At 38.3% G+C, this 23,876-nt stretch carries 27 protein-coding genes; 4 read left to right on the plus strand and 23 right to left on the minus strand.

The window, feature by feature from the left end:
• Nucleotides 1-11 precede the first annotated feature (11 nt).
• Nucleotides 12-800 (minus strand): outer membrane protein assembly factor BamD, encoded by a 789-nt coding sequence (locus A8M50_RS07960; protein ID WP_005636887.1) that lies wholly within the window; start codon nucleotides 798-800, stop codon nucleotides 12-14.
• Between the two features lie 107 nt (nucleotides 801-907).
• Here A8M50_RS07960 and rluD point away from each other — a divergent pair, with 107 nt between their 5' ends.
• Nucleotides 908-1,882, plus strand: coding sequence for a 23S rRNA pseudouridine(1911/1915/1917) synthase RluD (gene rluD / locus A8M50_RS07965; protein WP_005645979.1), 975 nt, complete (start codon nucleotides 908-910; stop codon nucleotides 1,880-1,882).
• A 1-nt stretch (nucleotide 1,883) separates the two neighbouring features.
• A complete protein-coding gene (gene pgeF / locus A8M50_RS07970; RefSeq protein WP_005645974.1) occupies nucleotides 1,884-2,618 on the plus strand; it encodes a peptidoglycan editing factor PgeF in 735 nt (244 codons plus the stop codon).
• Between the two features lie 42 nt (nucleotides 2,619-2,660).
• Here pgeF and mnmA read toward each other — a convergent pair whose 3' ends face one another.
• The 10 genes from mnmA to A8M50_RS08020 form a co-directional block, all read right to left on the minus strand.
• A complete protein-coding gene (gene mnmA / locus A8M50_RS07975; RefSeq protein WP_100209111.1) occupies nucleotides 2,661-3,812 on the minus strand; it encodes a tRNA 2-thiouridine(34) synthase MnmA in 1,152 nt (383 codons plus the stop codon).
• 116 nt (nucleotides 3,813-3,928) lie between these two features.
• Complete coding sequence (gene nqrM / locus A8M50_RS07980) at nucleotides 3,929-4,189, minus strand: (Na+)-NQR maturation NqrM (RefSeq protein WP_005633372.1); 261 nt, start codon at nucleotides 4,187-4,189, stop codon at nucleotides 3,929-3,931.
• 2 nt (nucleotides 4,190-4,191) lie between these two features.
• Complete coding sequence (locus A8M50_RS07985) at nucleotides 4,192-5,232, minus strand: FAD:protein FMN transferase (protein ID WP_005645874.1); 1,041 nt, start codon at nucleotides 5,230-5,232, stop codon at nucleotides 4,192-4,194.
• 143 nt (nucleotides 5,233-5,375) lie between these two features.
• On the minus strand, nucleotides 5,376-6,611 hold the full coding sequence (gene nqrF / locus A8M50_RS07990) for an NADH:ubiquinone reductase (Na(+)-transporting) subunit F (RefSeq protein WP_005636875.1): 1,236 nt from the start codon (nucleotides 6,609-6,611) through the stop codon (nucleotides 5,376-5,378).
• Between the two features lie 10 nt (nucleotides 6,612-6,621).
• Nucleotides 6,622-7,218: an NADH:ubiquinone reductase (Na(+)-transporting) subunit E gene (nqrE, locus tag A8M50_RS07995; RefSeq protein ID WP_005633378.1), complete on the minus strand. Its 597-nt coding sequence runs from the start codon at nucleotides 7,216-7,218 to the stop codon at nucleotides 6,622-6,624.
• Nucleotides 7,219-7,221: 3 nt separating this feature from the next.
• A complete protein-coding gene (locus A8M50_RS08000) occupies nucleotides 7,222-7,851 on the minus strand; it encodes an NADH:ubiquinone reductase (Na(+)-transporting) subunit D (RefSeq protein ID WP_005633380.1) in 630 nt (209 codons plus the stop codon).
• Nucleotides 7,851-8,636 (minus strand): Na(+)-translocating NADH-quinone reductase subunit C, encoded by a 786-nt coding sequence (locus A8M50_RS08005; protein ID WP_005633382.1) that lies wholly within the window; start codon nucleotides 8,634-8,636, stop codon nucleotides 7,851-7,853. Before A8M50_RS08005 ends, A8M50_RS08000 begins: the two co-directional genes overlap by 1 nt.
• Nucleotides 8,629-9,864 carry an NADH:ubiquinone reductase (Na(+)-transporting) subunit B gene (locus A8M50_RS08010; protein ID WP_005636872.1) on the minus strand — a complete coding sequence of 412 codons (1,236 nt, stop codon included), beginning with the start codon at nucleotides 9,862-9,864 and terminating at the stop codon, nucleotides 8,629-8,631. Before A8M50_RS08010 ends, A8M50_RS08005 begins: the two co-directional genes overlap by 8 nt.
• A 2-nt stretch (nucleotides 9,865-9,866) precedes the next feature.
• Complete coding sequence (locus A8M50_RS08015) at nucleotides 9,867-11,210, minus strand: Na(+)-translocating NADH-quinone reductase subunit A (RefSeq protein ID WP_005645943.1); 1,344 nt, start codon at nucleotides 11,208-11,210, stop codon at nucleotides 9,867-9,869.
• Between the two features lie 292 nt (nucleotides 11,211-11,502).
• A complete protein-coding gene (locus tag A8M50_RS08020; protein WP_005645959.1) occupies nucleotides 11,503-11,814 on the minus strand; it encodes a BolA family protein in 312 nt (103 codons plus the stop codon).
• A 92-nt stretch (nucleotides 11,815-11,906) separates the two neighbouring features.
• Between A8M50_RS08020 and A8M50_RS08025 the strand changes: the two genes are divergently transcribed.
• Together A8M50_RS08025 and gorA are read left to right on the plus strand one after the other, a co-directional pair.
• On the plus strand, nucleotides 11,907-12,506 hold the full coding sequence (locus A8M50_RS08025) for a YajG family lipoprotein (protein WP_005631370.1): 600 nt from the start codon (nucleotides 11,907-11,909) through the stop codon (nucleotides 12,504-12,506).
• Nucleotides 12,507-12,738: 232 nt separating this feature from the next.
• Nucleotides 12,739-14,109 carry a glutathione-disulfide reductase gene (gene gorA / locus A8M50_RS08030; RefSeq protein ID WP_005645992.1) on the plus strand — a complete coding sequence of 457 codons (1,371 nt, stop codon included), beginning with the start codon at nucleotides 12,739-12,741 and terminating at the stop codon, nucleotides 14,107-14,109.
• Between the two features lie 70 nt (nucleotides 14,110-14,179).
• On the opposite strand, the gene pnuC is transcribed toward gorA, so the two are convergent.
• The 12 genes from pnuC to lnt all read right to left on the minus strand — a co-directional run bounded on the left by pnuC (nucleotide 14,180) and on the right by lnt (nucleotide 23,810).
• Nucleotides 14,180-14,857 carry a nicotinamide riboside transporter PnuC gene (gene pnuC / locus A8M50_RS08035; RefSeq protein WP_005645948.1) on the minus strand — a complete coding sequence of 226 codons (678 nt, stop codon included), beginning with the start codon at nucleotides 14,855-14,857 and terminating at the stop codon, nucleotides 14,180-14,182.
• A 165-nt stretch (nucleotides 14,858-15,022) separates the two neighbouring features.
• Nucleotides 15,023-15,790 (minus strand): amino acid ABC transporter ATP-binding protein, encoded by a 768-nt coding sequence (locus tag A8M50_RS08040; RefSeq protein ID WP_005645917.1) that lies wholly within the window; start codon nucleotides 15,788-15,790, stop codon nucleotides 15,023-15,025.
• 9 nt (nucleotides 15,791-15,799) lie between these two features.
• Nucleotides 15,800-16,516 carry an amino acid ABC transporter permease gene (locus A8M50_RS08045; protein WP_032826557.1) on the minus strand — a complete coding sequence of 239 codons (717 nt, stop codon included), beginning with the start codon at nucleotides 16,514-16,516 and terminating at the stop codon, nucleotides 15,800-15,802.
• Nucleotides 16,500-17,273, minus strand: a complete 774-nt coding sequence (locus tag A8M50_RS08050; RefSeq protein ID WP_005645976.1) for an amino acid ABC transporter substrate-binding protein — start codon at nucleotides 17,271-17,273, stop codon at nucleotides 16,500-16,502. The genes A8M50_RS08045 and A8M50_RS08050 overlap by 17 nt, the downstream gene beginning before the upstream one ends.
• 302 nt (nucleotides 17,274-17,575) lie before the next feature.
• Nucleotides 17,576-18,850, minus strand: a complete 1,275-nt coding sequence (murA, locus tag A8M50_RS08055; protein ID WP_005645873.1) for a UDP-N-acetylglucosamine 1-carboxyvinyltransferase — start codon at nucleotides 18,848-18,850, stop codon at nucleotides 17,576-17,578.
• Nucleotides 18,851-18,860: 10 nt separating this feature from the next.
• Nucleotides 18,861-19,118, minus strand: coding sequence for a BolA family protein (locus A8M50_RS08060; RefSeq protein ID WP_005628347.1), 258 nt, complete (start codon nucleotides 19,116-19,118; stop codon nucleotides 18,861-18,863).
• 11 nt (nucleotides 19,119-19,129) lie between these two features.
• Nucleotides 19,130-19,456 carry an STAS domain-containing protein gene (locus tag A8M50_RS08065; protein ID WP_032826558.1) on the minus strand — a complete coding sequence of 109 codons (327 nt, stop codon included), beginning with the start codon at nucleotides 19,454-19,456 and terminating at the stop codon, nucleotides 19,130-19,132.
• Between the two features lie 9 nt (nucleotides 19,457-19,465).
• Nucleotides 19,466-20,113 carry a phospholipid-binding protein MlaC gene (gene mlaC / locus A8M50_RS08070; RefSeq protein ID WP_005645858.1) on the minus strand — a complete coding sequence of 216 codons (648 nt, stop codon included), beginning with the start codon at nucleotides 20,111-20,113 and terminating at the stop codon, nucleotides 19,466-19,468.
• A 25-nt stretch (nucleotides 20,114-20,138) separates the two neighbouring features.
• Nucleotides 20,139-20,645: an outer membrane lipid asymmetry maintenance protein MlaD gene (mlaD, locus tag A8M50_RS08075; protein ID WP_005636837.1), complete on the minus strand. Its 507-nt coding sequence runs from the start codon at nucleotides 20,643-20,645 to the stop codon at nucleotides 20,139-20,141.
• A gap of 10 nt (nucleotides 20,646-20,655) precedes the next feature.
• A complete protein-coding gene (mlaE, locus tag A8M50_RS08080) occupies nucleotides 20,656-21,441 on the minus strand; it encodes a lipid asymmetry maintenance ABC transporter permease subunit MlaE (RefSeq protein ID WP_005645905.1) in 786 nt (261 codons plus the stop codon).
• Entirely contained in the window at nucleotides 21,438-22,232 is a 795-nt protein-coding gene (gene mlaF / locus A8M50_RS08085; RefSeq protein WP_005646022.1) for a phospholipid ABC transporter ATP-binding protein MlaF, read from the minus strand. Before mlaF ends, mlaE begins: the two co-directional genes overlap by 4 nt.
• Before the next feature lie 39 nt (nucleotides 22,233-22,271).
• Nucleotides 22,272-23,810 (minus strand): apolipoprotein N-acyltransferase, encoded by a 1,539-nt coding sequence (lnt, locus tag A8M50_RS08090; RefSeq protein ID WP_075564438.1) that lies wholly within the window; start codon nucleotides 23,808-23,810, stop codon nucleotides 22,272-22,274.
• Nucleotides 23,811-23,876: the final 66 nt, after the last annotated feature.

Raw genomic sequence — 23,876 nt, forward strand, 5'->3', positions numbered from 1 at the left:
ATATCTTATAGCTATTTAGCAGTCGGAACTTTTAATTCTGGCTCATCTGGTTTTTCAATTGGTGCAAAAGTTTTATCTTTATTCGCATCAATAATTTTTTGGGTATCATTGGCTAATGCTGTTAAACCCATTTTTTCATAAGCTTCTTTCATCAAAGACAAACCTTCATAAGTTGCTTTAGCATCAGGATATTGTTTCAACATTCCAACTACACGGTTTGACACTGCAACCCAAGCATCACGTTTTGCATAGAATTTTGCAATATCTAACTCATGGCGAGCAAGTGCATCTTTAATATAAGCCATACGCGCTAAAGCATCTTGAGCATAAGGACTATTAGGGAATACACGAACTAAATTTTGGAAATTAGAAAAAGCGGTACGCATAGAAGTGGTTTCACGTGTCGCACGATCAATTCCAAAGAAATCTTGAATGAAATTATCACCTGTTGCAGCGTTGGTTAACCCCGCCATATAGACTGCATAGTCTTGGTTCGGACTTTGTGGGAATTGATGTAAAAAGCTATCTACCGTCAATAATACTTGCGTATAATCTTGCGCTTTATAGTTTGCATAAATTAAATCTAGCATCGCCTGTTCTTGATAAATACTACCAGGAAAACGTTCAGTCGCCGCTTTTAAATAACGAATAGCTTCAGAATAACCGCCTTCTTGTAATGATGTAACACCTTTAGTGTACAACTCATTTACTGATGCTTGTTCCACATCTTTTGAACCACTTGAACATCCAACAACCAATGCTGCCACGGCAAGCAATGCCAAAGATTTTATTTTACGCATTGTTTTTTCCTTAATTTTTACGAAAACCAATAAATAAGATACAATTGTCCGCTATTGTATAGAACATTAATCAATAAGCCAACTTTTAAAATTTTTGAGAGCTATTTATGCCACAAATTACCCTTTCGGCTGAAGTGCAGCCAGAACAAATGGGACAGCGTTTAGACCAAACACTTGCAGAGTTGTTCCCTGAATATTCTCGCTCCCGATTAAAAACGTGGATTGAAGCTGATCTCGTCAAACTTAATGATCACATTGCCAATATTCCGCGTGAGAAAGTACTCGGAGGAGAAAAAATAGAAATTACCGTAGAAGTAGAAGATGAGACACGTTTTGAACCAGAAAATATTCCATTGAATATCGTGTATGAAGATAACGACATTATTGTGATTAACAAACCCAAAGATCTTGTTGTACACCCTGGTGCTGGCAATCCAAATGGAACTGTGCTCAATGCGCTACTCTATCATTATCCGCCTATTGCAGAAGTACCGAGAGCAGGAATTGTGCATCGATTAGATAAAGATACGACAGGTCTAATGGTTGTTGCGAAAACTATTCCGGCACAAACTAAGTTAGTACGCGACTTACAAAAACGCAAAATTACGCGTGAATATGAAGCGGTCGCTTCAGGCATTATGACCAAAGGTGGCACAGTAGATCAACCTATGGCTCGTCATGCAACCAAACGTACTTTAATGGCGGTTCATCCAATGGGGAAACCCGCTGTCACCCATTATCGTATTATGGAAAATTACCGTAACTACACCCGTTTACGTTTACGTTTGGAAACGGGGCGTACACACCAAATCCGTGTTCATATGGCACATATTGCCCATCCATTGCTAGGCGATCAAACCTATGGCGGACGTCCTCGTCCACCAAAAAATGCGAGTGAAGACTTTATGGAAGTATTGCGTAATTTCAAACGCCAAGCTTTACATGCAGTCATGTTACGCTTAGCTCATCCAATTACAGGTGAAATGATGGAATGGTATGCCCCATTACCTGATGATTTCGTTGAATTGCTAAATGCACTCAAAGCAGACTATCTCGAACATCAAGATGAGTTAGATTATTAATATGCAAGCGATTAACCCCAATTGGAACGTACCAAAGAATATTCATGCTTTTACCACTACTCGTGAAGGGGGCGTGAGCTTGACGTCTTATTTTAGTTTTAACTTAGGCGATCATGTCGGTGATAACAAAAGTGCGGTAAAAACCAACCGCACTTTATTAGTCGAAAAATTTGGTTTGCCACAAACACCTATATTTCTAACTCAAACACACAGCACTCGAGTCATTCAATTACCTTATTCAGGACAAAATCTTGAAGCGGATGCAGTTTATACAAATGTACCTCATCAAGTTTGTGCTGTTATGACTGCAGACTGTTTGCCAGTTCTATTCACCACAACATCGGGTAATGAAGTAGCTGCAGCACATGCTGGCTGGCGTGGTTTATGTGATGGCGTATTGGAAGAAACGGTAAAATGCTTTCAGGCCAAACCTGAAGATATTATCGCCTGGTTTGGCCCTGCAATTGGCCCAACTGCATTTCAAGTTGGAGTTGATGTTGTAAAACAGTTTGTTGCGGTAGATGAAAAAGCCAAACTCGCCTTTCAACCTGATGCAATAGAAGAAGGTAAATACCTAGGTAATCTTTATCAAATAGCAACTCAACGATTAAATAATCTGGGCATTACGCAAATTTATGGTGGAAATCACTGTACATTCAATGAAAAAGAATTGTTCTTTTCTTATCGCCGTGACAACCAAACGGGCCGAATGGCAAGTGTCATTTGGTTTGAATAAATAGTCTAAAAGCGCATAAAATGCGCTTTTAGTATCTTTGTTTTATATTCTTTCTTCGATAATACCACCGCCCAAACAAACTTCACCAAGGTAAAATACGGCAGATTGTCCTGGTGTGACGGCTGATTGTGGTTCATCGAAAATCACTCGAATAGTTTCATCATCAATAGGTTCAATCACACAAGGAATATCTTGTTGGCGATAACGTGTTTTCACCGTGCAACGTAATAACTCTCGAATTGGTTCGCGATCAACCCAATGTAATTGGCTAGCAATCAAACCTTTTGAAAATAAACGAGGATGGTCATTCCCTTGAGCAACAATAAGTTCATTATTTCCCACATCCTTATCTACCACATACCAAGCCTCATCACCCGCATTTTTCAAACCACCAATGCCTAATCCTTTGCGCTGTCCCAACGTGTGATACATCAAACCATCATGGCGACCAATAATTTCACCATCAACAGTACGAATATCGCCAGGTTGAGCAGGTAAGTAACGAGCTAAGAAATCCTTAAATTTACGCTCACCAATAAAACAAATACCTGTAGAGTCTTTTTTCTTCGCTGTAATTAAACCAAGATCTTCAGCAATAGCGCGAACAATGGGCTTCTCGATTTCACCAACGGGGAATAAACTTTGCCCTACTTGTTTATGGCTTAAGGTATAAAGAAAATAACTTTGATCTTTATTGGCGTCTAGACCACGTAATAATTTTACATTTTCATCATCACCAGCTCTACGTACATAATGTCCTGTTGCAATGTAATGGGCACCAAGATCTTCAGCTGCATATTCTAAAAATGCTTTAAATTTAATTTCTTTATTACACAAAATATCTGGGTTCGGCGTGCGCCCTGCTTTATATTCAGTCAGAAAATGCTCAAAGACATTATCCCAATATTCTGCCGCAAAATTAATTTTATGTAGTTTAATACCCAACTTATCACATACAGCCTGAGCATCTGCAAGATCAGCTGCTGCAGTGCAGTAATCCGTATCATCATCTTCTTCCCAGTTTTTCATAAACAGGCCTTCCACCTGATAGCCTTGCTGTTGAAGAATAAAAGCTGACACAGAAGAATCCACTCCGCCAGACATACCACAAATCACTTTTTTGGTAGCATTTCTCGCAAGCTGTTCTTGTGTAAGTTGAGGAAAGTGTTGATTATAAGTATTTGAAATTAACATAGTTCTCCCGTAACTTCGGTTAAGGCGAAGCACATTGGTCATTGAATGAGAAAACGGCAAAATAATTTTGCCGTTAATTTTATTTTGCACATAAAGTGCGGTCATTTTTGAGCAAGTTATTTCACTTCATAAAATTGCGAATCATCATCTTTTTTCGCAAATTTTTGCTCATATTCAGCTTTCGCTTGTTCATCGCCCGCATCTAATTTTGATTGAAGCGTGTCACAAGGTTTATCACAATCGCAAGCTTTAGCAATACCAAGGGCAGATAAACCACCGCAGCTGCCTTTTAAACTTTGTTTTTTGATAATAAATCCGATAGACATCAACAATATAATTGCGACGAAAGCGATTAAAGTAAAAAATAAAGTTTGCATAACTATTCTTTTGTTTCTGTTAATTTTTTGAAAGCAGAGGATGATTTTGTGATAAAACCATTATCTGTTTTAATGATTAAGTAAACGGCAAGATTATTTTTCTCAGCCACTTCTAACGCCTTGTCTTCACCCAGCACAAATAACCCTGTTGATAGGCCATCTGCAGTCATTGAGGTTGGCGCAAGTACCGTAATTGAGGCTAAATGATGCTGAATTGGGTAACCTGTTTTCGGATCAATTTCATGAGCAAAGCGTTTACCATTTTCTTCAAAGTAAATACGATAATCGCCAGAACTTGCCATTCCCATATTGTCTAATCCAATTACAGCTTCAACCGCTCTTTCACCTGTTGTGTTTGGTTTTTCAATTGCGATCTGCCAAGGCTTGCCTTCAATATTTTTTCCTTTCGCACGAATTTCACCGCCGATTTCAACCATGTAATTCTGAGCATTTAGTTGTTCTAACTTTTCAGCCACCTGATCAACGCCAAAGCCTTTAGCAATCGAGGACAAATCGACATAAACTTGAGGAAGTGCTTTACTTAATGTCGGTTTTGCACCACTCATATCGAGGGCAATTTTATCAATACCAACCCAAGCTTGGCGTTCAGCTAATTGTTCTGGCGTAGGTTGTTTTTCTGGGCGTTTTTCTGGGCCAAATCCCCATAAATTCACGACAGGACCAACAGTTACATCCAATGCACCTTCAGTCACTTTATTTAAACGAATCGCTTCTGCCAATACTTTGGCAAAATCTGCTGAAATCTCAATCGGTGTGTTCACTTGGGTATTTTGATTGAAACGACTCAGCTCCGAATCTTTTTTGTAAGTGGACATTTTCGCGTTCACATCTTTTAAGATTGCTTCAATTTCTTCATGCGTCTTTTCAGATGTTGCTTTCATTGAGCCTTCATCAAGGTATTTAACATGATAAGTCGTTCCCATTGTTTTACCACTTAATGAGATAACTTTTGTTTCTTTTTGACAGGCTGCAAGACTTAACGCCATTACTACTGCCATGATACCGCTTATTAATTTTTTCATCTGGATTTCCTAAATTTATGAATTACTGGCAAACTCAACAAAACTTACCTGTAATCATAGAAAATTTCTAAAAATACCTTAAATTTTGACCGCACTTTATCACAAAGTGCGGTCAGTTTTTATGATGAATTGATTAACTAAAATCAGCCACCAAAGTCATCTAATAAAATGTTTTCATCTTCAACACCAAGATCTTTCAACATTTTAATTACAGCTGCATTCATCACCGGAGGTCCACACATATAGTATTCACAATCTTCTGGTGCTTCATGATTTTTCAAGTAGTTTTCATAAAGTACATTGTGAATAAAGCCTGTATAGCCGGTCCAATTATCTTCAGGCAAGGCGTCCGATAATGCAACATGCCATACAAAGTTTGGATTTTCAGCTTGTAATTGGTCAAAGTCTTCTTGATAGAAGATTTCACGTTTAGAACGTGCACCATACCAGAATGACATTTTACGTTTAGAGTGGAGACGTTTTAACTGGTCAAAAATATGAGAACGCATTGGCGCCATACCCGCACCACCACCGATAAATACCATTTCTGCATCAGTTTCTTTCGCAAAGAATTCACCAAATGGACCAGAAATAGTAACTTTGTCACCTGCTTTTAATGACCAAATGTATGAAGACATTTGACCTGGAGGTGCATCAGGTTGACGTGGCGGAGGCGTTGCAATACGTACGTTAAGCATAATAATGCCTTTCTCTTCTGGGTATGAAGCCATTGAGTAGGCACGAATAATATGCTCGTCCACTTTAGAGACATAACGCCATAAATCATATTTATCCCAGTCTTCATGGTATTCTTCAGGAATATCGAAATCCTTATAGTTCACCACATGTGGATCAGCTTCGATTTGGATATAACCACCCGCGCGGAATGGCACTTCCTCGCCTTCAGGAATAGCCAATTTAAGCTCTTTGATAAAGGTTGCTTTGTTATCGTTAGAAATAACAGTACATTCCCATTTTTTCACACCGAAGATTTCTTCTGGAAGTTCAACTTCCATATTACCTTTCACGTTAACTTGACAAGCTAGACGATAACCTTCTTTTGCTTCACGTTTGTTAATGTGAGAAAGTTCGGTTGGAAGAATTTCTCCGCCACCATTTTTCACTTTTACCACACATTGACCACAAGAGCCGCCACCGCCACAAGCAGAAGACACGAAAATACCTTTACTTGCTAGAGCACCTAATAATTTGCCACCTGCAGGTAATGTAATCGCTTTCTCTGGATCGTTATTGATACCAATAGTAATATCACCAGAATCGACTAGTTTTGACTTGGCAAACAAGATAATCGCAACGAGTACTAAAATAATAGCAGTAAATGCTGCAACACCTAATAATAAAATTGAAGATTCGCTCATTTATGCCTCCTTATAATTGAATACCAGAGAATGACATAAAGCCAAGCGCCATCAATCCAGCAGAAATAAAGGTTATTCCTAATCCTTTCAAGCCTGCCGGTACATCAGCATATTTCATTTTTTCAGTTAAACCTGCAAGCGCAACAATTGCTAACATCCATCCCAAGCCTGCACCAATACCGTACACGGCAGATTCTGCGAAGGTATATTCACGTTGAATCGCAAAGGATACGCCACCAAAGATCGCACAGTTTACGGCAATAAGCGGAAGGAAAATCCCCAATGCGTTATACAGTGCAGGGAAGAATTTATCGAGCGTCATTTCAAGAATTTGAACGATACCCGCGATAATACCGATAAATGTAATAAAGCTTAAGAAGGATAAATCTACCCCTTCAACTAAGGCGCCATCTTTTAACACATGTTCAAATACAAATTGGTTCGCTGGCACAGAAATGCCAAGCACAACTGTTACTGCAACCCCTAAGCCGAATGCGGTTGACACTTTTTTTGATACAGCAAGGAAAGTACACATCCCTAAGAAGAAAGAAAGCGCCATATTTTCAATGAAGATCGCCTTCACAAATAGGCTAATATAATGTTCCATTGATTATTTCTCCTGTTGCTCAGGTTTCCACGTTCTTAAGCCCCAAATGATGAAGCCGATAATAAAGAACGCACTTGGTGCAAGAAGGAACAAGCCGTTTGGTTGATACCAACCACCGTCTTGAATGGTTTGGAATACTGGAAAGCCAAGTAAACGACCAGAACCGATTAACTCACGTAACGTTGCAACAATTAATAAAATTGCACCGTAACCTAAACCGTTACCGATACCATCAACAAAGCTCTCAAGTGGACGAGATTTCATCGCAAAAGCTTCTGCACGGCCCATCACGATACAGTTAGTAATAATCAAGCCTACAAATACCGAGAGCTGCTTAGATAAACCATAAGCAAAAGCTTTCAATACTTGGTCAACTAAGATTACCAAAGAAGCGATAATTGCCAGTTGTACAATGATACGAATACTATTTGGAATGTAATGACGAATCATTGAAATAAACATACTGGAAAAACCAGTTACTAAACTTACCGCAATGGCCATAACGATCGCGGTTTGTAATTGAGTTGTGACCGCTAATGCAGAACAAATACCCAAAATTTGCAGCGCAATCGGGTTATTTTTTACGATCGGATCAAGCAAAAGTGCTTTTAAATTGCTTTTTGCATCAGCCATTATCTTGCCCCCGCTTTAAATTTTGCTAAGAATGGACCAAAACCGTTTTGACTAAACCAATAATCAAAGGAACCTTGCACACCATTTGAGGTTAAAGTTGCACCTGATAAAGCATCAACACCGTATTCTTTGTTAGAAGAAGCATTTTTAGCAATACGAATAGCCACACGTTGATCATCATCAAACAGTTTTTTATCTACGAAAAGTGCTTGCCAACGCGGATTGGCAATTTCACCACCAAGACCTGCTGTTTCACCTTGATCATAGTAAGTAATGCCTTTGATGGTATTGGCATCTGGGGCAACCGCAACAAAACCGTACATTGTTGACCATAAACCGCGACCGTACATCGGCAATATGACTTGATTGACTTGACCTTGTTCATCTTTTACAAGATAAACTCGCGCTTGATTGGCACGCACTTTAATTCCGGCTTTATCTTGTTCCACAGGAATGGCTTGACTAAGTGCGGTCGATTTTACTGCTGTTTTTGGATCAAATTTTTCTACATCCTCTTTTGATGCTTGAACAAAATCACCACTTTGCAAATCCACTAAACGTGGTTCAATAAACTTGTTATAAGTGTCTTTAATGACGGAAGCATTATCTTCTTTCATTAAGCCAGCAACCGTTAAAATATTACGTTGAACGTCCAGTGCTTTTTGCTCATCTTGTTTCGATTTCAATGCCACCGCGGCACCGGAAACAATGATAGAACACACTAAACTTAGCAATACAACAACGGTAACTGTACCACCAACGCTGTCTTTATTAAACTTAGCCATTTGTTCTTGCTCTCCGACGTTTGATATTTGCTTGAACAACGATGTAGTCGAAAATCGGTGCAAATAAGTTTGCAAATAAAATCGCTAACATCATTCCCTCCGGATAAGCTGGGTTTACAGTACGAATTAATACAGCCATTACACCAATTAATGCACCGTACCACCACTTACCTGCATTGGTAAAGGATGCTGAAACAGGGTCTGTTGCCATAAATACCATACCTAATGCAAATCCACCTAAAACAAGGTGCCAATGCCAAGGCATTGAGAACATTGGGTTAGTATCAGAACCCACTAAATTGAATAACGTTGAAGTTGCAATCATACCAATCATCACACCAGCAATGATGCGCCATGCAGCAATACGAGTGAACACAATCACTGCGCCACCGATTAAAATTGCAAGCGTAGAAACTTCACCCATTGAACCAGGTAAGTTACCAACAAAAGCATCCATCCAAGTGATTGGAGCGCCAGTGGCTGTATGTTGTAATGCTCCCTGACCACCTTGTGACCATTGTGAAAGTGCGGTTGCACCAGAGAAACCATCAGCAGCAGTCCAAACAGTATCACCTGAAATTTGAGCTGGATAGGCGAAGAACAAGAAAGCTCGGCCTGCAAGTGCAGGGTTCATGAAGTTACGACCAACGCCACCAAAAATTTCTTTTGCAACAACGATACCAAAAGTAATACCTAATGCGGCTTGCCATAATGGCAATGTTGGTGGAACGATTAACGCAAATAAAATGGTTGAAACGAACATCCCTTCATTTACTTCATGACCACGCACCACTGAGAACAACAATTCCCAAATTGTACAAACGGTAAAAACCACTAAGTAAATTGGTAAGAAGAAGATCGCTCCCAGCGCCATTTTCGAGCCCCAAGTTGCATTGGCAGTTAAATCTAAACCTAATGAACTTGCAAGTGCATAGTGCCAATCGTTAGCAATTAGTTGATCTAAATTGCCTAATTGATTTAAGGCTGGAATCGCTTGGTTACCCACATTGTACATCCCGTAGAAAATCGCAGGGAACAACGCAAGGAAAACCGTAATCATCATACGTTTTGAGTCTAACGCATCACGAACGTGAGTGTTTTTGTGCGTTACTGTACCTGGTGTATAAAGCAAGGTATAAATCGATTCAAATATCGGATAAAGCTTGCTGTATTTACCACCAGGTAAAAACGCGGGTTCCATTTTTTCAAAAAGATTTTTCAAACCCATTTTTAACCTTCCTTCTCAATCTTATCTAGTACTTGACGCAAGATTGAACCGTATTCATATTTGCCTGGGCAAACGAAAGAGCATAATGCTAAGTCTTCTTCATCTAATTCAAGACAACCTAACGCTTGAGCACCATCGGTATCACCCACGATTAAATCACGTAATAATAATGTCGGTAAAATATCCAACGGCATAACACGCTCATAGCTACCAATTGGAACCATTGCACGCTCACCACCGTTTTCTGCGGTAGTAAAATTGAATAATTTCTTACCGAAGTGACCCAACACTGTACGAGTAATTGAATATTTATTTGATTGCGGTGTAATCCAGCCAAGAAATTCTTTCTCATTACCTTCAGCGATTACCGATACTTGCAATGCATAACGACTTAAATAGTCATGAGCACCTTTTGCAGTTTGGCCACAAAGAACTGAACCAGAAATTACGCGATTTTCACCCGCACTTAATTCATTTTGGGTTAATTGAGAGAGATTAGCGCCAATTACAGTGCGAATTAAACGAGGCTCTTTCACTTGCGGACCAGCAAGAGAAATAACACGTTCAACATAAAGCTCGCCTGTTGTAAATAATTTACCCACTGCGATCACATCTTGATAATTGATGTGCCATACAGTTTTATTTACACCAACAGGATCAATAAAATGAATATGAGTACCAACAAGCCCCGCAGGGTGAACGCCACCAAAATCATGAATCTGTAAATTTTCAAGATCAACTGTTGGGATATTGGTATCACCTGCTTTACACAAGTGTAACGGTTTTGAAGGGAATAAACGACTTAATACCGTTAAACCATTCGTGAAATCTTGCCAAAATTCTTTTAGCACAATTGCAGGATCTGCGGCTAATGGATTGGTATCCATTGCATTCACGAAAATTGAGGACGGCTCACTATCAATCGCAGGCACTTTGCTAAATGGACGAGTACGTAATGCAGTCCATAAACCTGATTCAACAAGGTTTTGTTTTACTTGTTCAGAAGAAAGCGTATTCAATTGTTCCGCACTATATTTTGCGAAAGTGATTTGCTCATTTCCTTCCACATTAATTACGACAGATTGTAATACGCGCTTCTCACCACGATTGATTACAGTGATAGTACCACTTGCAGGGGCTGTAAAAATCACACCTGGATTTTTCTTGTCTTCAAAAAGCACTTGGCCTTTCTTTACAACATCGCCTTCGCGCACCTTCATCGAAGGACGCATCCCCACATACTCCTCACCTAGAATCGCAACTTGATTCACAACATTTCCGTTGTGGATTACTTGTGCCGGTTTTCCCGCAATTGGGAGATCCAAGCCTTTCTTAATTGTAATCATACTGTTTGCACTACTTTTCAAGGTTAAAAATACAATTGCAAATAAACAAGTTAAATGCAATCTCGTGTTTGAGCGTGACAAAGCACCTTTAGAAAGACATCAATGCCACAAAAATAAAAAACTCAAATCGGTTAACTTCACGATAAACATGCTTATCGAGAAATTGAATTTGGATAAAATTAAGCGCCTTATTTTAGCGAAAATCTGCTTTTTTCGCTACTTAAACGCCTACTTTTTTGTAAAAACCTTTTGCGATATATCAAAAAAATGTTACATCTTCATAACATAAAAATTAATGTCCAACGCCTGCGCATTTCGTTGAAGCGGGAATTTTCTCACTTAATTTGCGCCATTCGTCTACAGTAAACAAATGCAATGCTAACGCATGAACACTGCTATTTAGCTCATCTGCAAGCAATTGATAAACACGTTGGTGACGCTGCACTTTACGCATTCCTTCAAAAACATTACTCACAATCACACATTTAAAATGAGATTCCGCACCACGACCAGAACTATGTAAGTGGCTTTCATTTTCTACAGTAAAAAAGTGCGGTTGAAATTCTAGTTGAATTTTTTGTTCGATAGTTTGTTGAACAGACATCATAAATCTCCACAAAATCACAATGAAACGCTATACATTAGCAATGAAGTTTGCAAGAATAACACAGTTTTAACTGGCTCATTGGGGAAATTATGACATTATCAAACAAAATCAAAACATTATCAGCAGTAAGTATTGCAGCCGCTACGCTGTTCCTTGCTGGCTGCCAAGCACAATCAAATACATTAACGTTCACACCACCAGCACCGAATGCCACAATGAACATTAATCAAAATGCGATTGTGTATGTAACAACGAAAGATAGCCGCACAACGCAAGATATTGCGAGCTATACCAAACGTGGAGAACTCATTAAATTAAATTCATCACCAAGTGTTACACAATTATTCCAACAAGTGATGCAACAAAATCTTATTAGTAAAGGTTTCAGAATTGGGCAATCCAATGGATCAAATGCGTGGGTAACTGTGGATGTGCGTGAATTTGCTACGCAAGTAGAACAAGGTAATCTTCGTTATAAACTTAATACCAAAATTCAAGCGACTGTTTATGTTCAAGGTGCGAAAGGTTCATATAACAAAGCATTTAATGCTACTCGTTCACAAGAAGGCGCATTAAATGCAGATAATGACGAAATTCAAAAAGTTCTGTCTCAAACATTTAACGATATTGTGAATAACATTTATCAAGATCAAGAAGTATCCGCGGCTATTAACCAATATGCTAATTAATCACATAGCTAATTAGATATGCTCTTAAGTGAGGAAGGTTAATATAACCTTCCTCATTTTTTATGAGGCCATTTTATTCTACATACTACTTTTCCCATAAAATCATCTAAAGCTAATTAGATGTTCAAAAAGAATAAAAATATTCATAAAACCAATTACATCAATTTATAGCATTCTTTATAAAAATTAGGCAAAATACGGAAAATTTTTGAGTTCAAAGAAGGATTAAACTATGACTAAACATTATGATTACATCGCTATTGGCGGTGGCAGTGGCGGTATTGCTTCTCTAAATCGTGCTGCAAGCTATGGAAAAAAATGCGCAATCATTGAAGCCAAACATCTTGGCGGCACTTGTGTAAATGTAGGTTGCGTACCTAAAAAAGTAATGTTTTATGGTGCACATATTGCAGAAGCAATTAACAATTATGCGCCAGATTATGGTTTTGATGTTGAAGTAAAAAAATTTGATTTTTCAAAACTGATTGAAAGTCGCCAAGCCTATATTGGTCGTATTCATACATCTTATAACAATGTATTAGCGAAAAATAATATTGATGTAATTAACGGTTTCGGAAAATTTGTCGATGCCCATACCATTGAAGTAACACTTACTGATGGTACAAAAGAACAAGTAACCGCAGATCACATTTTAATCGCAACTGGTGGTCGTCCATATCGTCCAAACATTAAAGGACAAGAATACGGCATTGATTCAGATGGTTTCTTTGCATTAACCGAATTACCAAAACGCGCTGCTGTTATCGGGGCCGGTTATATTGCCGTTGAACTTTCTGGTGTATTAAACAGCCTAGGCGTGGAAACGCATTTATTAGTACGTCGCCATGCACCAATGCGTAATCAAGATCCATTAATCGTAGAAACATTAGTGGAAGTGCTTGCGCAAGATGGAATTCAATTACATACCAATTCCACACCATCTGAAATTGTTAAAAATGCAGATGGCTCTCTTACAGTAAAATGTGATGGTAAATCTGATGTTACTGTGGACTGTGTTATTTGGGCTGCAGGTCGCGTTCCAGCGACAGATAAAATTGGCTTAGAAAATGCAGGTGTAGAAACAAATGAACGCGGCTATGTCAAAGTAGATAAATATCAAAATACAAATGTGAAAGGCATTTATGCAGTAGGCGATATTATCGAAAATGGTATTGAATTAACACCAGTTGCAGTTGCAGCGGGTCGTCGCCTTTCTGAGCGTTTATTCAATAATAAACCGACTGAACATTTAGATTACAATTTGGTTCCAACCGTTGTATTCAGCCATCCACCAATCGGCACTGTAGGTTTAACCGAACCTCAAGCTATCGAACAATATGGTGCTGAAAATGTTAAGGTATATAAATCCTCTTTCACTGCAATGTACACTGCAGTCACTCAACATCGCCAACCGTGCAAAATGAAATTAGTTTGTGTGGGTAAAGATGAAAAAGTTGTGGGTTTACATGGTATTGGTTTCGGTGTAGATGAAATGATTCAGGGATTTGCCGTAGCAATCAAAATGGGCGCAACAAAAGCTGATTTTGATAACACCGTGGCTATTCACCCAACGGGTTCAGAAGAATTCGTGACCATGCGTTAATCTTCAAAGCAAAGAAAAAAGAGCGGTAAAATTACCGCTCTTTTTTGTTTCTAATTTTGCTTAAGTGTGTTTAGCTACGTTTAACCAATTTCGTCCAGTTATAATAACCATACAACGAGTTAAGTAAGTAGGCTGAGTACATTAAGTACATGGCTGGAGTTTCTGCCCATAAGAAAATAGAAAGGATATTTAAAGCAATCCATAACAACCACTGTTCACGATAACGCAAAATCATTAAAATCTGTGCAGCAACTGTAATAATTGTGGTTAGACCATCTAAACCTGTTGAACTACCACCAGCTGCTTGTAATGCTTGAACAAAAAGCAAAGTACCAACCGTAGTCACAACAATTAATGTCATCCATCCTTTAACAGTTAAAGCTTTGGCAATCACACTTTCTCCACCATCACTGTTTTGCATATTAGCTTTCCACATGAAGTAACCAATAAATTGAGATGGTAAATATACATAGAGTACAGTATTCATTTCGCCTAAGAAATTTGATCCCCAAGCGACATAAAAATAAGTGTAAGCAAAAATTAATCCAAAGAAATAATTACTAATTTTACCTTTACTTACCAATACCACACACAAAATACCGGAAATACCAGAAATCATTGCTAACCAAGAATCTGGCGCTTGTACATAAGCCCAAATCTGCGCAATGATGAAAAGCGCAAGCCAAACTACCTCAAAAGGTTTCCAACCAGAAACAAATTCTTGTTTTAAACGTTCTGCGAAAGTCATAATTTACTCCTGTTGACTTAAATTTGAATGCGATCATTCTTGCATTGTGCGTTGATAATGTAAAGATTCAGAGGCATTTAATTCTCAACTTGTGAAATTCATCACATTTCAATTAAATCCTAAATAATCCATTATTCAGAAAACTCTCTAAAAATTTACCGCACTTTAAATACAATAATCTGGATCCAGTGGTATTTTTGCTTGTAGCAAGAACTGTTTAGTCCGCTCGTGTTGTGGGCAAGAAAAGAATTTATCTGCTGTATTTTGTTCTACAATATTCCCATCCGCCATCAAAATCACACGATCTGCAACATCTTTCGCAAACTGTATTTCATGAGTAACAATAATCATTGTCCAACCTTCTTGAGCAAGCATTTTTAATGTTTGTAACACCTCGCCAACCAATTCTGGATCTAACGCCGATGTAGGTTCATCTAATAAAATAATATCAGGTTTTACCGCAAGGGCTCGGGCAATTCCGACTCGCTGTTGCTGACCGCCAGAAAGTTGAGATGGAAATAAATCCGCTTTATTTTTTAGTCCCACCTTCTCTAACAAGCTAAGAGCCTTTTCTCTAGCCTGACTCTTATCTTGTTTTTGCACGACAACCATTCCTTCCATGATATTGTCAAGGGCGGAACGATGAGGAAATAAATTATATTGTTGGAATACCATTGATGAACGTCGGCGCAACTTCAATTCATCTGCTTTACTAATTTTCTGGCTAAAATCAATTTTTAGACTACCATCAGTAAATTCCAAAATGCCTTGCTCTGGTCTCTCAAGCAAATTTAAGCAACGTAAAAAGGTAGTTTTTCCTGAACCAGACGGCCCTAAAATTGCTACCACTTCACCTTTATTAATTTCAAAATCAATGCCTTTTAACACATGATTGCCATTAAAGTTTTTCTGAATATTACTTACTTTTAACATAGACATTCCTTATAAATGGCGAGATAAGCGAATTTCAAGACGATCTTGTAAGAAAGATAAAACAAAACAGAAAATCCAATAAATCAAAGCTGCCTCACTATAAATTAAAATAAATTCATAGTTTGCTGCCGTAATATTCTGTGCTACACGGAATAATTCTGTCACTAAAACAAGAGAAGCCAATGAAGTGTCTTTCACTGTACTAATAAAAGTATTAGAAAGCGATGGTACTGAAATACGTAAAGCCTGTGGCATAATTGTACGAATAAATGCTTGCCGATAATTCATACCTATCGCATAAGAGGCTTCCCACTGCCCTTTAGATATAGCAATAATTGAAGCACGAACTGTCTCTGCTGCATAAGCACCAATATTAATAGAAAATGCAATAATCGCTGTCGGAAAAGGCTCTAAAGTAATACCGACTTCAGGTAATCCATAAAAAATAATAAAAATTTGTACTAACATCGGTGTACCTCGAATTATAGAGATATACACTCGACATAAAGCCTGTAACAATTTTAAGGGTAAATTAGGACTAGGCAAAGTACGAATAACTGCAACAATCACTGCAATAAGCAAACCACAGAAGAAGGAAATGACTGCCAATGGCAATGTGTATAAAATTGCTGCTTCCAACATAGGCCAAAACGAGCTGATTACATAATCAGCTCGTTCTGCACTCATAAATGGAAGACTCGCCAACCAATTATTGAGTAATATCATCACCAAACCATTCAATTGAAATCTGTTTTAATGTACCATCTTGGCGAAGTGCTTCAAGTGCTTGATTAAATTTTGTAATCAATGCATCTTCACCTTGTAAAAAAGCAAAGGCAGTCGGAATTTTATCCCCACGATCATAAGCAATTTTTAAACTAGCATTTGGGTGTTGTTTAAAATAATCTAATACAGCCAATTTATCATTAATTGTTGCTTCTGCACGGCCTTGTTTAATAAGCTCTAAGCTCTGTGCTAAACCATCCACTACAAGAATCTGCGCGCCTGCGGCTTTTGCATCTTTCCCCCAGTTACTTGTTGCAGATTGCGCAGATTTACGACCTTTCAAATCTTCAAATGATTTAATACTGTTATCCGATGATTTTGTCACAATCACCCCACCAGAATAATTATAAGGCGTTGTGAAACTGTATTTTTTTAAACGCTCTGGGCTTGGGTTAGTTTGGTTTGCAATCACATCAAAACGTTTTGCATTTAACCCCGCATACATTGCATCCCATTGTGTTTCTTTAAATTCCACTTTCAAACCGAGCTTTTCAGCAACTTTACGAATAACCTCTACATCAAAGCCTGTTAATTTTCCACTTTTATCATGGAAAGTAAACGGCGCATAAGTACCCTCAGTTCCCACTAATAAAGTTTTAGTTTTTTCAACGCGGTCAGCAATTTCACCAGCGTGAGAAAATGCAGAGAAAGCAATACCAGCACTTAAAAGTGCGGTTGTAAAAAATAATTTTTTCATTTTTTATTCCTTGTGTTGTGTTTGTCTAAGCGTGATTATAAAAATCAAACTTATGAAAAAACAAGATTATTTATTTATATTTTATGAATTTTAGTTATAACAAAGCGAGATATGACCAATTACTATCAAAACAAGAAAATAATCTACCGCACTTTCTTGTAGAAAAACTGATTTCTAAACAATGTAATCAATCTACTCTTATAAAATTTCAGTAAAAAAATGCCTTTCTAGAGAAAGGCATTAGTAGAAATTTAAGATTATAAATAAAGTTGCAATTTCTAATAGAAAAGTAGCGTACCTAATTACACTTCATCACTTCCAGAAAAACGTTCAATTTTCGCACCTAGTCCACGTAATTTATCTTCGATATGTTCATAACCACGATCGATATGATAAATACGATCTACTATGGTTTCACCTGTTGCGATACAACCTGCAAGAACCAAACTGATTGATGCGCGTAAATCTGTCGCCATCACTTCTGCGCCAGATAACTGTTCAACACCATGACATACCGCAGTATTCCCTTCAATTTCAGCTTTACCACCCATGCGAATTAATTCAGGAATATGCATAAAACGATTTTCAAAAATCGTTTCGGTAATAATACTCGTGCCCTCTGCCACCATATTTAATAAGGTGAATTGAGCCTGCATATCAGTAGGGAAACCTGGATGTGGCGCAGTACGAATATTCACTGCTTTAGGGCGATTACCAAACATATCTAAAGTAATGCTATTCTCAGTCACATCAACTTGAGCGCCAGCTTCACGAAGTTTATCGATCACTGCATCTAAAGTATCAGCCTTAGTATTTTGACAAACAACACGACCGCCCGAAATTGCCGCGGCAATTAAGAATGTACCTGTTTCAATACGATCTGGCACGACACTATGCTCACAACCAGTTAAATATTCAACACCTTCAATCGTAATGTGATCAGAACCTGCACCAGATATTTTCGCACCCATTTTATTGAGGAAGTCAGCGGTATCTACAATTTCAGGCTCACGAGCCGCGTTTTCAATCACGGTCGTGCCTTTCGCAAGCGTTGCTGCCATCATAATAGATAAAGTTGCACCTACACTTACTTTTTCCATTACAATGCGAGTTCCCACAAGACGATCTAACACTTGTGCTTTTACATATCCTTCTTCAAGAACGATGTCTGCGCCTAATTTTTCTAAACCACTAATATGGAGATCAACTGGACGAGCACCGATAGAGCAACCACCAGGCAAAGATACTTGGCCTTGATGAAAACGAGCGACTAAAGGCGCTAATGCCCAAATCGAAGCACGCATGGTTTTAACCAATTCATAAGGGGCAGTGAAATGATCGATATTCGATGCATCTAATAAAACTGCGCCAGTTTCATCACGATCTACAACCACACCCAATTTACGTAAAATTTTCAAAGTGGTTTCAATATCTTTAAGAGCAGGCACGTTCGTGAGTTTAACGGGTTCTGTTGCCAAAATAGCGGCAAAAAGAATTGGAAGTGCGGCATTTTTGGCACCTGAAATATTCACGGTTCCACTTAAACGAGATTGCCCATAAACACGAAATTTTTCCATTTTTGAATCCTTAATTAAGTTGGTTTAATGCACGATCACGTTTCCACTTTTCAGTGGTATAAGTTTTAATTGTTAACGCGTGAATTTCGCCAGTAGTAAAATAAGCCATTAACGGAGCATAAATTGTTTGTTGTTGTTTTACACGAGAAAGTGCGGCAATTTCATCACTCACGACAATCACGCCAAAATGCGCATTTTCACCTTGAGCATAAACCTCTTCTACGTTTAGCGCTTCTTTTAAAATTCGTTCAATTTCTTGAAGTTCCATCAGATTTCCGTTTAATTAAGATCTGTAAAATTTGCGATCCAATCAGACAAACCAACAAGATCTGCAAGGGTTAATAATTGTTTTGGTGGATAAACTAATCGCACTGTTTTGTTAAGGTTTTGACACTCTCGTAAAAAATCACAAAGAGCTGCAAAACCGGCTGAATCAATATGTTGAATACCAGACAAATCCCATTCAACAACCGTTTTATCAAGCGCATTCGCTGATAAAAAAACGTCACGTTGCTGCCACATAGGCAACAACGTGTTGCGAGATAGCTCCCCTGACAAAAGGAGCGCTATCTTATCATCATTTTTCTTTAAATCCCAATTTAACATGGCACAAGATTATTTGCTTAATGTTACAGATTGGGCTGCTGATTTTTGTACTTGTGCAGTTAATGCATCAATGCCATGTTGACGTAAGATACCACTCCATTCTTGTTGTTTTGTTACAACCATGCTCACCCCCTCAGCAACCATGTCATAAGCTTGCCATTCGCCAGTTTTACTATTTTTACGCCATTTAAAATCTAATTTAATTGGCGCAGCTCCGTTAACTTGAATGATATTCACTCGAATATTTACTAAGTTTTTATCGCCTAATGCTTTTTCTGGCTCGATTTGGATTTGTTGATTTGAATATGCTGTTAATACTTGTGCATAAGCTTGTTCAATAAAATCACCAAAAGCTTTAAAGAATTTTTCACGTTGTTCAGGTGTAGTCGATTTGAAATGAGAACCTAGCACCAAAGAACCTGCATAATTGACTTGAACATAAGGCAGTAAATCATTACGAACGATAGTACGTAGATAATTTGGATTCTTTTTAATCTGGCTTTGATTTGCCTGAATATCAGAAAACAATTTATCTGACGCTTGTTGCATCAATACATAAGGGCTTGTTTCAGCCATAGCAGTACCAGCAGTAAAAATTGCGGTAAATACTAAAGTTAAAATTGCAAACCATTTTTTCACTTGGAAAAATTTCATCATAAATCTCCTAAATAAATGTGAGTTGTTATTGTACTGTAGGCTCAGTCTTTTCACTGTTACCATCAGATTTTTTATCGCCGTAAAGGAATTGGCCGATTAAATCCTCCAACACCATAGCAGATTTTGTATCTTGAATTTGGCTACCCTCTTTAAGCATAGCCGATTCACCATCATCAAATCCCATTGTCAATGCAATATATTGCTCACCTAATAAGCCAGATGTCTTAATTGATAAAGAACTGTTTTCTGGGATTTCATTATATTCTTGGTTAATTGCAATACTGACTTTTGGTAAATAGCTTTTTTCATCAAGCGTAATACCGCTCACACGCCCAATAACCACGCCACCAACTTTTAATGGTGCACGTACTTTTAGTCCACCAATATTATCAAAAGTTGCTGTCACAGTATAAGATTTCGTCTCACCAAAACCTTGTACGTTGGCTACGCGTAAACCTAAAAAAACTAAGGCGCCAATACCAAGCAATAAAAATAACCCGACCCAAAATTCATATTTAATTGTTTGTCTCATAAAAAAATCCTTAACCTGCTCCAAACATAATAGCAGTCAAAATAAAATCTAATCCTAGAACAACAAGAGATGCATGCACAACTGTTCGTGTTGTAGCTTGGCTGATGCCTTCTGATGTTGGCATACAATCATAACCATTGAACAGCGCAATCCAAGTTACGGCTACAGCAAAGAAAACCGCTTTAATGAAACCATTTAAAATATCATAGCTCCAACTCACAGAATTTTGCATAACAGACCAAAAGCTGCCTGAATCAACACCTTTCCAATCCACACCAACTAAGGAACCACCCCAAATACCAATCGCGATAAACAAGATTGACAAAATTGGCATGGAAATAACTCCCGCCCAAAAACGTGGTGCAATCACTCGACGTAAAGGATCAACAGCCATCATTTCAAGACTAGAAAGTTGTTCAGTGGCTTTCATTAAGCCTATTTCAGCCGTCAATGCAGACCCCGCTCGACCAGCATATAAAAGTGCGGTAACAACAGGCCCTAATTCTCGTAAAAGAGAAAGCGCTACAAGCTGCCCCAAACTTGTTTCAGCAGAAAAATCGACTAACACGACATAACCTTGTAGTCCTAATACCATTCCAATAAATAAACCGGACAACAAAATAATGAGTAATGATTGGACACCTAAAACATGCATTTGCTTCACAAGCAAAGGAAAATGCTTGCGAATTTGTGGCTTGCCAATCAATGCACCAAATAACATAAAGCCTGCTCGGCCTAATGCACGGAAAAAGTCGATCACCTGTTTTCCCAAAGCAGAAATAAAATTGACGATCATTCAAACAATTCCTTCACATAATCTTGCGCTGGGTACTTAAAGCGCACAGGCCCATCAGATTCACCTTTTAAGAATTGCACAACTCGCGGATCTTGGCTCTGTAAAAGCTGCTCAGACGTTCCTTCTGCAATGACTTTTTGGTCTGCAATAATATAGGCATAATCTGCAATACTCAATACTTCTTCCACATCGTGCGACACCACGATAGAAGTCAAATTTAACGCTTCATTTAATCGTTTAATCAGGCTCAAAATTACGCCCATACTGATTGGATCTTGCCCAGTAAATGGCTCATCAAACATAATTAAATCAGGGTCAAGTGCAATAGCACGTGCTAATGCAGCTCGACGAGCCATACCACCAGAAAGTTCTGAAGGCATTAATGCAGCAGCGCCTCGCAACCCAACCGCCTCTAATTTCATCAATACGATTTGACGAATTAAACTTTCAGGCAAATGCGTATGTTCACGAATTGGAAAGGCGACATTATCAAAAGTAGAAATATCCGTAAAAAGCGCACCGGATTGAAATAACATCCCCATCCGCTTGCGTACTTCGTACAGTTCACTATTAGATAGACGACAAATATCTTGTCCATCAAACAAAATTTCACCTTGTTCCGGCATTAGTTGCCCACCGATCAATTTAAGTAAGGTGGTTTTGCCAATCCCCGATGGCCCCATGATCGCAGTGATTTTTCCCTTTTTTACTTGCAAATTCAGGTTATCGTAAATCACGCGATCACCGCGTTTAAAGGTGAGATTCTTAACTTCAATTAGATTTTGATTCATTAAAATCTCGTTTATAAATAAAAAGTGCGGTCGTTTTGACTAGCGTTTTTGTGAAAGGTTCATCTTACGACGAACAAACGCCATCATGCCGTGTAATACTAAAAACAACAATGATAAAGCATATAAAGGCATATTTCCCAACACAGAATAAGGGGTTTTGCCTTCCGTGGGTGCAATTTTATGCGTCAACGTTGTTTCAATAAACTGTGGTACCTGGGCTAACACCTTACCTTGTGCATCAACAAAGACTGAAATCCCCGTATTCGTTGCACGAATAAGCGGTTTACCCAATTCTAAAGCGCGCATTCTTGCCATCTGTAAATGTTGCCAAGGCCCAATTGAATCACCAAACCACGCATCATTAGAAATCGTGAGCAAATAATCTGTATCTTGTTTCAAATTTTGCCGCACTTGTTCGCCAAAAATAATCTCATAGCAAATTGCTGGCGAAAAAGCGCGTTTTTTTGCCATTAAAGATGGCTGAATCGCATCCCCGCTTTGAAATGCAGACATCGGCAAATTAAACACAGAATTAAGTGGTCGTAAAATACTTTCTAACGGAACATATTCACCGAAAGGCACGAGATGATGCTTACTATAACGATTTGACGTATCTGTCTGATAAGGAAAGTCTGGGTTTCCAGCAGTCATAATAGAATTAAGCAACTTACCAGATTTCGTATCTTGGAATACCGTTCCAACCATTATCTCTGTTTTCGTTTCTTTAGCTGCTCGATCTAATCCTTCAAAAAATGGCGTAATCGCATTTTCAAGAGTTGGCAATGCGGATTCAGGCAAAATAATTAAATCTGTTTTACCAAGATTTTCTGCGATTAATTTTTGATAAATCTCCAAAGTAGAATAGAAATAAGCTGGATCCCATTTGAGATTTTGTTCAATATTGCCTTGAGCAAGCGTGACTGAAATTGCCTTATCTTCAACAGGTTTTACAAAGTGAATTCGGGATGAATAAGCACTTAATCCCCCCACGATGCTCAATAACAAAACATTCGTAAAGACTAATTTAAGATTTCTCGTTTTAAACAAAGACGAAACGAGATTAAAAATTACCGCACTTGCCCAAACGGTAAAGAACGTTAATCCTGTTACCCCAAAAATCGGGGCAATGCCATAAAATGGGCTGTCAATTTGTGTATAACCAAACTGAAGCCAAGGAAAACCGGTAAAAATCCAACCTCGTAAAAATTCTGTCAATGTCCAAATCACGGCAAAAATTACCGCACTTTGAACTTGGAAACGCTGAACCAAATAGGTAAAGAGCATCGGGTATAGTGCAAGATAAGCCGCAAGTAAACCGACAAGGAAATAACTCACACCTAAAGACGCGCCGCCAAATTGGTGAATACTGACATTAAGCCAACTTACCCCAAAGCAGAAAAATCCCATCGACCACAAAAACGTCGCTAAAAGTGCGGTGGATTTTTTAGGATTTTTAGCGACATAAAGTAAACCGAGTAAAGAAACATAGGCTAAAGGCCAATAATCAAATGGCGAAAAGGCAAAAACACCGACTAAACCAGATATAAGCGCAATAAGATAAGTAAAATATTTATTCATAAATTCAATTATATTTTGCACGCCCTCACGAGCGTCTTTTGTGTTGAAATTCCATTCCAAGTAAAT

This window comes from Haemophilus haemolyticus, from assembly GCF_001679045.1.
GTDB classification, from domain to species: Bacteria; Pseudomonadota; Gammaproteobacteria; order Enterobacterales; family Pasteurellaceae; genus Haemophilus; species Haemophilus haemolyticus.

What these genes read in the sequence shown, in the direction of transcription:
- A8M50_RS08050 (WP_005645976.1), bottom strand. Translation starts at nt 17,273, where the DNA reads ATGAAAAAATTATTTTTTACAACCGCACTTTTAAGTGCTGGTATTGCT.
- nqrM (WP_005633372.1), bottom strand. Translation starts at nt 4,189, where the DNA reads ATGCAAACTTTATTTTTTACTTTAATCGCTTTCGTCGCAATTATATTG.
- A8M50_RS07960 (WP_005636887.1), bottom strand. Translation starts at nt 800, where the DNA reads ATGCGTAAAATAAAATCTTTGGCATTGCTTGCCGTGGCAGCATTGGTT.
- pgeF (WP_005645974.1), top strand. Translation starts at nt 1,884, where the DNA reads ATGCAAGCGATTAACCCCAATTGGAACGTACCAAAGAATATTCATGCT.
- A8M50_RS08045 (WP_032826557.1), bottom strand. Translation starts at nt 16,516, where the DNA reads ATGATATTACTCAATAATTGGTTGGCGAGTCTTCCATTTATGAGTGCA.
- nqrE (WP_005633378.1), bottom strand. Translation starts at nt 7,218, where the DNA reads ATGGAACATTATATTAGCCTATTTGTGAAGGCGATCTTCATTGAAAAT.
- lnt (WP_075564438.1), bottom strand. Translation starts at nt 23,810, where the DNA reads ATGAATAAATATTTTACTTATCTTATTGCGCTTATATCTGGTTTAGTC.
- A8M50_RS08060 (WP_005628347.1), bottom strand. Translation starts at nt 19,118, where the DNA reads ATGGAACTTCAAGAAATTGAACGAATTTTAAAAGAAGCGCTAAACGTA.
- mlaF (WP_005646022.1), bottom strand. Translation starts at nt 22,232, where the DNA reads ATGAATCAAAATCTAATTGAAGTTAAGAATCTCACCTTTAAACGCGGT.
- murA (WP_005645873.1), bottom strand. Translation starts at nt 18,850, where the DNA reads ATGGAAAAATTTCGTGTTTATGGGCAATCTCGTTTAAGTGGAACCGTG.
- A8M50_RS08010 (WP_005636872.1), bottom strand. Translation starts at nt 9,864, where the DNA reads ATGGGTTTGAAAAATCTTTTTGAAAAAATGGAACCCGCGTTTTTACCT.
- mnmA (WP_100209111.1), bottom strand. Translation starts at nt 3,812, where the DNA reads ATGTTAATTTCAAATACTTATAATCAACACTTTCCTCAACTTACACAA.
- A8M50_RS08000 (WP_005633380.1), bottom strand. Translation starts at nt 7,851, where the DNA reads ATGGCTGATGCAAAAAGCAATTTAAAAGCACTTTTGCTTGATCCGATC.
- nqrF (WP_005636875.1), bottom strand. Translation starts at nt 6,611, where the DNA reads ATGAGCGAATCTTCAATTTTATTATTAGGTGTTGCAGCATTTACTGCT.
- mlaD (WP_005636837.1), bottom strand. Translation starts at nt 20,645, where the DNA reads ATGAGACAAACAATTAAATATGAATTTTGGGTCGGGTTATTTTTATTG.
- mlaC (WP_005645858.1), bottom strand. Translation starts at nt 20,113, where the DNA reads ATGATGAAATTTTTCCAAGTGAAAAAATGGTTTGCAATTTTAACTTTA.
- rluD (WP_005645979.1), top strand. Translation starts at nt 908, where the DNA reads ATGCCACAAATTACCCTTTCGGCTGAAGTGCAGCCAGAACAAATGGGA.
- A8M50_RS08065 (WP_032826558.1), bottom strand. Translation starts at nt 19,456, where the DNA reads ATGTTAAATTGGGATTTAAAGAAAAATGATGATAAGATAGCGCTCCTT.
- pnuC (WP_005645948.1), bottom strand. Translation starts at nt 14,857, where the DNA reads ATGACTTTCGCAGAACGTTTAAAACAAGAATTTGTTTCTGGTTGGAAA.
- A8M50_RS08040 (WP_005645917.1), bottom strand. Translation starts at nt 15,790, where the DNA reads ATGTTAAAAGTAAGTAATATTCAGAAAAACTTTAATGGCAATCATGTG.
- A8M50_RS08020 (WP_005645959.1), bottom strand. Translation starts at nt 11,814, where the DNA reads ATGTCTGTTCAACAAACTATCGAACAAAAAATTCAACTAGAATTTCAA.
- A8M50_RS08005 (WP_005633382.1), bottom strand. Translation starts at nt 8,636, where the DNA reads ATGGCTAAGTTTAATAAAGACAGCGTTGGTGGTACAGTTACCGTTGTT.
- mlaE (WP_005645905.1), bottom strand. Translation starts at nt 21,441, where the DNA reads ATGATCGTCAATTTTATTTCTGCTTTGGGAAAACAGGTGATCGACTTT.
- A8M50_RS08025 (WP_005631370.1), top strand. Translation starts at nt 11,907, where the DNA reads ATGACATTATCAAACAAAATCAAAACATTATCAGCAGTAAGTATTGCA.
- A8M50_RS07985 (WP_005645874.1), bottom strand. Translation starts at nt 5,232, where the DNA reads ATGAAAAAATTAATAAGCGGTATCATGGCAGTAGTAATGGCGTTAAGT.
- A8M50_RS08015 (WP_005645943.1), bottom strand. Translation starts at nt 11,210, where the DNA reads ATGATTACAATTAAGAAAGGCTTGGATCTCCCAATTGCGGGAAAACCG.
- gorA (WP_005645992.1), top strand. Translation starts at nt 12,739, where the DNA reads ATGACTAAACATTATGATTACATCGCTATTGGCGGTGGCAGTGGCGGT.